The following is a 9,498-nucleotide window of genomic DNA, read 5'->3' on the forward strand; positions in this document are numbered from 1 at the left end:
ACGGGCCCCGCGGATCCGCGGGGCCCGTGCCCTGTTCACGGGCCGTGCCGGAGGGGTCAGCACGGGCGAGCATGCCGGCCTCAACCTCGCCCGCCACGTCGGCGACGACGCACAGGCTGTCGAGGAGAACCGGGCGCGGGTGGCCGCGGAGATCGGCGCACCGCTGGTCTTCGTCGAGCAGGTCCACTCCGCCGATGTGCTCGTGCTGCCCGCACCGGACGCCGGGCCCGGGCACGGCACCAGGCCCGCGGGGGAGCAGGGACCCGTCGTGCGCGCCGACGCGATCGTCACCGACCGCGCCGACGTGGCGCTCGCGATCATGGTCGCCGACTGCCTGCCCGTGCTGCTCTCCGACCCGGTCGCCGGGGTCGTCGCCGTCGCCCATGCCGGCCGCCGCGGCCTGCTGGACGGCGTGCTCGAGGCGACCCTCTCGGAGATGGCCGCCCTCGGCGCCCGTCCCGCGGACGTGACCGCGAGCATCGGCCCGTCGATCTGCGGCGCCTGCTACGAGGTGCCGGAGCAGATGCGAGAGGACGCCGCGGCCCTCCTGCCCGCGACCGCCTCGAGGACGAGCTGGGGGACCCCGGCGCTGGACCTGCGGGCGGGAGCGGTCTCCGTGCTGCAGGACGCGGGCGTCCCTGCCGAGGCGATCGACGCCGAGCATCCCTGCACCTTCGAGGACGAGCGCTTCTTCTCCTACCGCCGCAGCGCCGTCACCGGTCGCTTCGCCGGGGTGCTGCGCAGGGGCTGAGCCGGGCCCGGGCGAACCCGGCCGGGCTCCGCTGCCGCGCCCGGGCCCGGTCGGCGCGTACGTCACGACGCGCACGTCACGCCGCGACACGTGCACGACACGCCGACGACGTCCCTGTCGTGTCGAATCGCCTGCTGTACTTTCGAGGCAACGGGCTCCCGCGCACTCCCCGTGCTTCCCCGGGGCCCAGGTCAGCGCGAACAACGACTGGGAGATCTGCGATGGGAACCTGGCGCAACGCCATGGTCGCACTCGGCCTCGCCAACGAGGTCGACGACGAGTACTACGAGGACGAGCGGTACCGCGAGGAGCAGCCTGCTCCGTCCCGCCGCACCGAGCGGGCGCCCGAGCCCACCATCGAACGGGAGGCCCAGGTGACCCCGATCCGTCAGCACTCGAACGTGGTCGCGATGGCCCCGGCAGTGGAGGAGTCGATGCAGCGCATCACCACGATCCATCCGCGGTCGTACAACGACGCCAAGGCGATCGGCGAGTCCTTCCGCGACGGCGTGCCGGTGATCATGAACCTCTCGGACATGCAGGACGGCGACGCCAAGCGCATGGTCGACTTCTCCGCCGGCCTCGTCTTCGGCCTGCGCGGCACGATCGAGCGCGTCACCTCCAAGGTGTTCCTGCTGTCCCCGGAGTTCGTCCAGGTCGACGGGGACTCCTCGGCCGACGAGGGCAGCTTCTACAACCAGAGCTGAGCCTCCCGTGCAGCTCGTCGCCGGGATCCTCTATCTCGCAGTCCTGCTCTATCTGCTCCTGCTCCTGGCGCGCCTGGTGCTCGAGTGGATCCAGGGCTATGCCCGCGAGTTCCGCCCCTCGGGGCTGGTGCTGGTGCTCTTCGAGGTGGTCTTCACGCTGACGGACCCCCCGGTCAAGCTCTTGCGCCGTCTGATCCCCCCGGTGCGGCTCGGTGCGGTGAGCCTGGACCTGTCTCTGATGATCCTCCTGATCGTGGGTTGGATCGTTCTGCGCGTCCTCGCCGGTCTCGCGGCCTGATCCACGGCTCTGCGATGTGAGGTGCGCGATTCTCCCGGCCCCGATGCAGGGGTCCGCCGCCGATCCGCTAGGCTGTCCGCACCGCGCCTCACCGCGCAAACCGACTCACGAATGACGAAAAGGTGACCCATGGCTCTGATGCCCGAAGACCTGATGAATCAGCGGTTCACCCCGGTTCGGTTCTCCGAGGGTTACGACATGGACGAGGTCGACAACTTCCTCGACAACGAGGTCGAACCCCGCCTGAAGGAACTGATCTCCGAGAACGAGCGCCTGAAGAAGGAGCTCGAGGAGGCGCACAACCGCATCGCTGAGCTCGAGTCCGGTGCTCCTGCCGCGGCCGCCGGCCCGGCCGTCGAGGCCGAGGACCAGGACGAGGCGACCCTCGTCTCCGAGGTGCCCGACTCCGCCGCCGATGAGACCGCCCCGCAGGCCGTCGTCGCCGACGAGAAGCCGTCGCCCGCGGCCGAGGAGCCCGTCCCCGCCTCTGCGCAGACCCCGGACCAGTCCGCCGCCGGCATCATCGCCCTGGCCAACCGTCTGCACGACGAGTACGTCAAGAACGGCGAGGACGAGCGCGACCGCCTCATCACCGAGGCGAACGAGGAGCACAAGCGCATCGTCGGCGAGGCCGAGGAGAAGTCCCGCACCACGCTGGCCGAGCTCGAGACGAAGAAGGCCGAGCTCGACAAGACCATCGAGGGCCTGCGCAACTTCGAGCGGGACTACCGCAACCGTCTGCGCAACTACCTGGAGAACCAGCTGCGCGAGCTCGACACGAGCGAGACGCAGGACAAGCAGGCGAACTTCGGTCTGTGAGCACGTCTGACCCCATGTCGACGAGCGCCGGCCCGCAGGGGTCCGGCGCTCGTCGCCGTCTGAGCCGCCCCGCCGTCCTCGCCGTCGTCGGCCTGCTCGCGGTCGTGCTCCTGGTCGCGGACCAGGTGACGAAGAACTGGGCGGTGGCGACCCTCCCCGAGCTCGACCCTCAGCCCTTCCTCGGCGAGGTGCTGCAGCTGACCCTGCTGTACAACACCGGCGCGGCCTGGGGGATGGGCGCGGAGATCACCCCGGTGGTCACCTGCCTGCAGATCGCGATCGTGATCGGCGTGATCGTCTTCGCGGTCCGCTCGGTTCGCTCGCCCTGGTACGCGCTGGCCCTCGGTCTGATCATGGGCGGCGCGCTCGGCAACATCCACGACCGCCTGCTGCGGGCCCCCGGCCCCTTCCACGGCGCGGTCGTCGACTTCCTCGAGCTGCCGAACTGGCCCGTCTTCAACGTCGCCGACATGGCCGTGGTGGGCGGGGCGATCCTGGTGATCGCGCTCGGGCTGTTCGGCCTCGACGCCGATCCCGCCGGCGCCGTGCAGGAGCAGGCCGAGGCCGAGCAGGCGCAGACCCGCGCCGAGCAGGAGCAGGCCCGTGCCGCCGAGCCGTCGACGGGTGACCCGGCGGAGGAATCCCCGGAGGCGGAGAAGTGAGCGCCTCCCGCACCCTGATGGTCCCCGACGGCCTCGCCGGGGAGCGCGTGGACGTGGGCATCTCCCGCATGCTGGGCCTGTCCCGCACCCGCGCCGCCGACCTCGTCATGGCCGGGCACGTCCTGGTCGACGGCCAGGTCCCCGCCCGCTCCACCCGTCTCGAGCCCGGGGCGATGGTGGACGTCGAGCTGCCGGACGAGAAGCCGGTCGTCGAGGCCCGGCCCCAGATCGCCGAGGGCATGAGCCTGATCCACCAGGACGACGACATCGTCGTGATCGACAAGCCCGTGGGCGTCGCGGCGCATCCGAGCGCCGGCTGGTCCGGGCCGACGGTGCTGGGCCATCTCGCCGCCGCCGGCGTCTCGATCCGCACCAGCGGCGACCCCGAGCGGCAGGGGATCGTCTCCCGTCTGGACGTCGGGACCAGCGGGCTCATGGTCGTCGCCCGCACCGAGCGCGCCTACACCACTCTGAAGGACGCCTTCCGCGCCCGCGAGGTGGGGAAGGTGTACCACGCGGTGTGCCAGGGAGCGCCCGACCAGCCCTCCGGCACGATCGACGCGCCCATCGGCCGCTCGCCGAGTCACGACTACAAGTTCGCGGTGCGCGAGGACGGCAAGCACTCGGTCACCCACTACGAGACCCTCGAGGAGCTGCGCGGCGCGACCCTGCTGCGTGTGGGCCTGGAGACCGGCCGCACCCACCAGATCCGCGTGCACATGGCCGCGCTGCGACATCCCCTGGTCGGCGACCCGCTCTACGGCGCGGACCCGACCCTCGCGATGAAGGTGGGCCTGGTGCGGCAGTGGCTGCACGCGATGGAGCTGAGCTTCACCCATCCGGTCAGCGGGCGCGAGGTCACCTACACCTCCACCTACCCGGACGACCTCCAGCAGGCGCTCGAGAGGCTCAGGGAGCGCTGAGCAGGGCCGCGCGCGGCGCACCGTTCCCGCGCCTCCGTGCGGTCCGGGTGTCGTCGTCACCGGTCTCGACCGTCCACGCGATACCGTCGATCCATGACCGACGAGCAGACCTCCGGAGCGCTGACCCCCACCCGGGATGCCGCCCTGTCCCGCCCCGACTTCCCCGTCGCCCGCGTCGCGCGCCGCCTGGGCCTCGACCCCGAGGGTGCCGAGCTCGCGCTGCGCGACGACGAGCGGGTTCGCGCCGCACTCGCACGCTCCGTCGAGGAGTTCCTCGCCGCCGATGACGACCGCCGCGCCGGACGGCCCCCGAGCTCCGAGCTCGCCCTGGACCCCGACTTCCCGACCGGCGTGGGCATGGCGCTCGTCGGCGCGGCGGTGCTGTGGGAGGCACGGGACCTGGTGCCGAAGGTCGCCCTGCGCGTGGCGAAGGACCACTACGAGGACGGGGCCGACGAGCTCGCCGCGAGCTACGTCGCCCTCGTGCAGGAGTCCGTCGAGCCGGGGGAGCGCAGCGACGACGACGCCCTCGCCTGGGCCGCGCAGTCCCTGCTGGTCTCCGTGCTGCAGCGCTCCGGGGACCCGGCCCGCGCCGACGAGATCGCCCGAGACCTCGCCGCCCATGCGATCCCGATCGATCTATGGCGCGATGACGACCCGACCCTGCCGGACGACTCCCTGGCCTGGCACGGCGGCGCCTTCGTCGGCGGGATCCCGCCGCGCCGCGACGAGCGACGCCTCAGCTTCGAGGACGTCCACGACTACATGAACTCGCTCATGGCGGACATGCAGCGCGAGCAGGCGGCGGAGGACGACGGCCGGGGCTGAGCACGCCGGGCGCGCGGAAGCGTCCCCGCCCGTGCCCTGACCCCTTGACGAATGAACGGGGCGCCCTCCTCACGGGCAGCGTGAACTGCGACGTCCATCCTGCGCACCCACGCCGAGGTCGCGGATCCCCGCTGAGAACGCTGCTGAGCAGCGCCCGTCAACGCCTCGCCGCGCCGGCGGATTCCCGACACGCCGGACGCGCCGGGGTGACCTCTCCGACCCCCGCCTGAGCGCTCTCCCGTCGGCCCACGCGGCTACCCTGGTGGGCATGGTTTCTGCGGGTTCCGATGACTTCGTCCATCTCCACGTCCACACCGACTACTCGCTGCTGGACGGTGCCGCGAAGATCGACAAGCTGGTCGCCGAGACGGTGAACCAGGGCCAGCAGGCGGTGGCGATCACCGACCACGGCTATCTCTTCGGCGCCTATGAGTTCTACAAGACCGCGACCGACGCCGGCGTGAAGCCGATCATCGGCCTCGAGGCGTACGTGACCCCGGGCACCAGCCGCCACGACCGCACCCGCGTTCAGTGGGGCACCAAGGAGCAGCAGGCGGCGGGTGACGACGTCTCCGCCCGCGGCGCCTACACCCACATGACCCTGCTGTCGAAGTCGACCGAGGGTATGCACAACCTCTTCCGTCTCGGCTCGGCCGCCTCCCTCGACGGGCAGATGGGCAAGTGGCCGCGGATGGACCGAGAGATCCTCTCGAAGTACGCGCCGGGACTGATCGCCACCTCCGGTTGCCCCTCCGGCGAGGTGCAGACCCGCCTGCGCCTGGGACAGTTCGACGAGGCCGTGAAGGCCGCCGGCGAGTTCCAGGACATGTTCGGCAGGGACAGCTACTTCATCGAGCTGATGGACCACGGCCTCGACATCGAGAAGCGCGTGACCAAGGACCTGCTCGAGGTCGCCAAGGCGGTGAACGCCCCGCTGGTGGCGACCAACGACCTCCACTACGTCACCGAGCAGGACGCCACCATCCAGGACGTGCTGCTGTGCATCAACTCCGGCTCGCGCCTGAACGATCCCGACCGCTTCAAGTTCGGCGGCTCCGGCTACTTCCTGAAGTCCGCCCAGCAGATGCGGGAGCTGTTCCGCGAGTTCCCCGAGGCCTGCGACAACACGCTGCGCATCGCCGAGATGTGCGACGTCTCCTTCACCACCACCTCCGAGGGCGCGAACTACATGCCGCACTTCCCCACCCCGGGCGGGGAGGACGAGGAGTCGTGGTTCGTCAAGCAGGTCCAGGACGGCCTCGAGTACCGCTACCCCGCTGGCATCCCCGACGAGGTCCAGAAGCGCGCCGACTACGAGGTCGGGATCATCCTCCAGATGGGCTTCCCCGGCTACTTCCTGGTCGTCTCCGACTACATCAAGTGGGCCAAGGAGCGGGGGATCCGCGTCGGCCCCGGCCGTGGCTCCGGCGCCGGCTCGATGGTCGCCTACGCCATGCGCATCACCGACCTCGACCCGATCGAGCACGGCCTGCTCTTCGAGCGGTTCCTGAACCCGGACCGCGTCTCCATGCCCGACTTCGACGTCGACTTCGATGATCGCCGCCGCGGCGAGGTCATCGAGTACGTCGAGCGCAAGTACGGCGACGACAAGGTCTCCCAGGTCGTCACCTACGGCGTCATGAAGACCAAGAACTCCATCAAGGACGCCGCCCGCGTGCTCGACTACCCCTTCGCGATGGGGGACAAGATCACCAAGGCGCTGCCGCCGGCGGTGATGGGCAAGGACATCCCGATCAACGGGATCTTCGACCCCGAGAACAAGCGCTACGCGGAGGCGACCGAGTTCCGCCGCATGCACGACGAGGACCCCGACGTCCAGAAGGTCGTCGAGATCGCCAAGGGCGTGGAGGGCCTGACCCGCGGCTGGGGCGTGCACGCCTGCGCGGTCATCATGTCCAGCCACACCCTCACCGACATCATCCCGATGATGCGCCGCCCCTCCGACGGCCAGATCATCACCCAGTTCGAGTACCCGACCTGCGAGACGCTCGGCCTGCTGAAGATGGACTTCCTGGGGCTGCGGAACCTCACCGTCCTCTCCGACGCGGTGGAGAACATGTCCCGCAACGGGAAGACCCCGCCGGACCTGGAGACCCTGCCCTTCGACGACCCGGCGACCTACGAGCTGCTCCAGCGCGGCGACACCCTCGGGGTGTTCCAGCTCGATGGCTCCGGCATGCGCACCCTGCTGCGGCAGATGAAGCCCGACCAGTTCGGGGACATCACGGCCGTCTCGGCGCTCTACCGTCCGGGTCCGATGGGCATGGGCTCGCACACCAACTACGCGCTGCGCAAGAACGGCCTGCAGGAGATCACGCCGATCCACCCGGAGCTCGAGGAGCCGCTCTCGGAGATCCTCGACGAGACCTACGGCGTGCTCGTCTACCAGGAGCAGGTGATGCAGACGGCGCAGAAGGTCGCCGGCTACTCGCTCGGCGAGGCGGACATCCTCCGCCGCGCCATGGGCAAGAAGAAGAAGGCGGAGCTGGACAAGCAGTACGTCTCCTTCGAGGCGGGCATGAAGGACAACGGCTACTCCGACGCCGCCGTGCAGGCGCTGTGGGAGACGCTGCTGCCCTTCGCGGACTACGCCTTCAACAAGTCCCACTCTGCCGCCTACGGCGTGGTCTCGTACTGGACCGCCTATCTCAAGGCGAACCACCCCACCGAGTACATGGCCGCGCTGCTGACCTCCACCCAGGAGAACCGCGACCGGCTCGGCCTCTACCTCGGCGACTGCCGCCACCGCGGCATCACCGTGCTGCCCCCGGACGTCAACGAGTCCGACCTGTACTTCTCCGCCGTCGGCGACGACATCCGCTTCGGCCTCTCCGCGATCCGCAACGTCGGCGCGAACGTGGTCGAGGAGATCATCCGCACCCGCGAGGAGAAGGGCGCCTTCACCTCCTTCACCGACTTCCTGGACAAGGTCCCGCTGTCGGTGTGCAACAAGCGCACCATCGAGTCGCTGATCAAGGGCGGCGCCTTCGACTCCCTCGGCCACAACCGCCGCTCCCTCGTGCTGATCCACGAGGACGCCGTCGACTCGGTCGTCGACGTCAAGCGCAAGGAGGCCCAGGGCCAGTACGACCTCTTCGCCGACGTCTTCGGCGGTGCGGGCGGCGGCGAGGGCGAGGACGCGATGGCCTCCGGCTCCGCGGCGACGCTGACCATCCCGGACCTGCCCGAGTGGGACCGCAAGGAGCTGCTCGCCTTCGAGCGGAACATGCTGGGCCTGTACGTCTCGGACCACCCCCTGTACGGGCTCGAGCACGTCATCGCCCAGAACTCCTCCACCTCCATCAGCTCGCTGGCCGACGAGGACGCCGTCAAGGACGGCGAGATGGTCACGATCGCGGGGCTGATCACCACCCTGCAGCGCAAGACCACCAAGAAGGGCGACATGTGGGCGATCGCCACGGTCGAGGACCTCGAGGGCTCGATCGACTGCCTGATGTTCCCTTCGACCTACATGACCGTCGCCTCCGAGCTCGCCGAGGACCTCGTCGTCTCGATGAAGGGCCGGGTCGACACCTCCAAGGGCATGCCCGAGCTGCGGGTCATGGAGATGACGATCCCGGAGACCGGGGGAGGGGTCGACGGCCCCGTCACCATCGCCCTGCCCGCCCTGCGCGCCACCGAGAAGGTGGTCGGCGACCTCCGCGGCGTGCTCGAGGACAACCCCGGCTCCTCCGAGGTGCGGGTCAAGCTCCAGGAGCCCGGCCGCACGACCCTGATGCAGCTGGACAAGCGCCTCGCGGTCACCCCGTCGGCTGCGCTGTACGCCTCGCTGAAGGCCCTGCTGGGTCCGGGATGCCTCTCCTGAGCACGGCAGCGCGAAGGTGACGGCGTGAGCACGCCGTCCGTGCGGGGCGGCGGCGGGGACGGCCCGGGGCGGCCCGCGCCCTGGCGCATCGCGACCTTCAACATTCGCCACGGTCTGGGCCGCGACGGACGGGTGGACCTCGCCCGCACCGCCCGGGCGATCGCCGCGCTGCGGGCCGACGCGATCGGTCTGCAGGAGGTGGACGTCGCCTACGGGCCCCGCTCGGGGCACGAGGACCAGGCCTCCCGGCTCGCGGAGCTGCTGGGCTGGGAGGTCGCCTTCGGGGCGGCGCTCGACCTGCCGCCCCTCCGGCCCGACGGCCCGCGCCGCCGCTACGGGGTCGCGCTGCTCACCCCGCATGCGCTCACGGGCCCCGTGATGCACGCCCTCCCCGCGCATCCGGGCGCCCCAGCGCGGCACGAGCCCCGCGGGGTGCTGCACGCGCAGGTGACGCGCGGCGGCGGCGATGCGCTCGACCTGCTGGTCACCCATCTGGACAACGACCTGCCCCAGCACCGCACCGCGGAGGTGCTCGGCATCCTCCGCCGCGCCGAGGGGATCACCGGACCGGCCGTGCTGCTCGGCGATCTCAACGCCGCCCCGCACCGCCCCGAGCTCGCACCGCTCGCCGCCGCCGGCTGGCGGGAGGCGGCCGACGCGCTG

General features: G+C 70.8%; 9 protein-coding genes. All 9 read left to right on the forward strand.

The genetic code is table 11. The features are described 5' to 3' along the window. Positions 1-751, forward strand: a 751-nt coding sequence (gene pgeF, locus HMPREF3159_RS11490; RefSeq protein ID WP_246821624.1) for a peptidoglycan editing factor PgeF, incomplete at its 5' end; no start/stop codon positions are given. 221 nt (positions 752-972) lie between these two features. Beyond that, a complete protein-coding gene (locus tag HMPREF3159_RS11495; RefSeq protein ID WP_010551432.1) occupies positions 973-1,458 on the forward strand; it encodes a cell division protein SepF in 486 nt (161 codons plus the stop codon). 7 nt (positions 1,459-1,465) lie between these two features. Then, on the forward strand, positions 1,466-1,756 hold the full coding sequence (locus HMPREF3159_RS11500; RefSeq protein WP_053916211.1) for a YggT family protein: 291 nt from the start codon (positions 1,466-1,468) through the stop codon (positions 1,754-1,756). A 129-nt stretch (positions 1,757-1,885) separates the two neighbouring features. Further along, a complete protein-coding gene (locus HMPREF3159_RS11505) occupies positions 1,886-2,575 on the forward strand; it encodes a DivIVA domain-containing protein (protein WP_070501136.1) in 690 nt (229 codons plus the stop codon). Positions 2,576-2,589: 14 nt separating this feature from the next. Then, positions 2,590-3,237, forward strand: a complete 648-nt coding sequence (lspA, locus tag HMPREF3159_RS11510) for a signal peptidase II (protein ID WP_168165425.1) — start codon at positions 2,590-2,592, stop codon at positions 3,235-3,237. Then, positions 3,234-4,160 carry an RluA family pseudouridine synthase gene (locus tag HMPREF3159_RS11515; RefSeq protein WP_070501138.1) on the forward strand — a complete coding sequence of 309 codons (927 nt, stop codon included), beginning with the start codon at positions 3,234-3,236 and terminating at the stop codon, positions 4,158-4,160. The genes lspA and HMPREF3159_RS11515 overlap by 4 nt, the downstream gene beginning before the upstream one ends. Before the next feature lie 93 nt (positions 4,161-4,253). Then, positions 4,254-4,988 carry a hypothetical protein gene (locus HMPREF3159_RS11520; protein WP_010551437.1) on the forward strand — a complete coding sequence of 245 codons (735 nt, stop codon included), beginning with the start codon at positions 4,254-4,256 and terminating at the stop codon, positions 4,986-4,988. Between the two features lie 268 nt (positions 4,989-5,256). After that, entirely contained in the window at positions 5,257-8,835 is a 3,579-nt protein-coding gene (gene dnaE / locus HMPREF3159_RS11525; protein WP_070501139.1) for a DNA polymerase III subunit alpha, read from the forward strand. Between the two features lie 24 nt (positions 8,836-8,859). Continuing rightward, positions 8,860-9,498: endonuclease/exonuclease/phosphatase family protein (locus HMPREF3159_RS11530; protein ID WP_070501140.1), on the forward strand; the 639-nt coding region annotated here is incomplete at its 3' end.

Source organism: Brachybacterium sp. HMSC06H03 (assembly GCF_001807385.1).
In the GTDB taxonomy this organism is placed as follows: domain Bacteria; phylum Actinomycetota; class Actinomycetes; order Actinomycetales; family Dermabacteraceae; genus Brachybacterium; species Brachybacterium conglomeratum.

Excerpts from the sequence above, each read along its gene's own strand:
- lspA (WP_168165425.1), top strand. The coding sequence starts at position 2,590 with ATGTCGACGAGCGCCGGCCCGCAGGGGTCCGGCGCTCGTCGCCGTCTG.
- HMPREF3159_RS11520 (WP_010551437.1), top strand. The coding sequence starts at position 4,254 with ATGACCGACGAGCAGACCTCCGGAGCGCTGACCCCCACCCGGGATGCC.
- HMPREF3159_RS11505 (WP_070501136.1), top strand. The coding sequence starts at position 1,886 with ATGGCTCTGATGCCCGAAGACCTGATGAATCAGCGGTTCACCCCGGTT.
- HMPREF3159_RS11495 (WP_010551432.1), top strand. The coding sequence starts at position 973 with ATGGGAACCTGGCGCAACGCCATGGTCGCACTCGGCCTCGCCAACGAG.
- dnaE (WP_070501139.1), top strand. The coding sequence starts at position 5,257 with ATGGTTTCTGCGGGTTCCGATGACTTCGTCCATCTCCACGTCCACACC.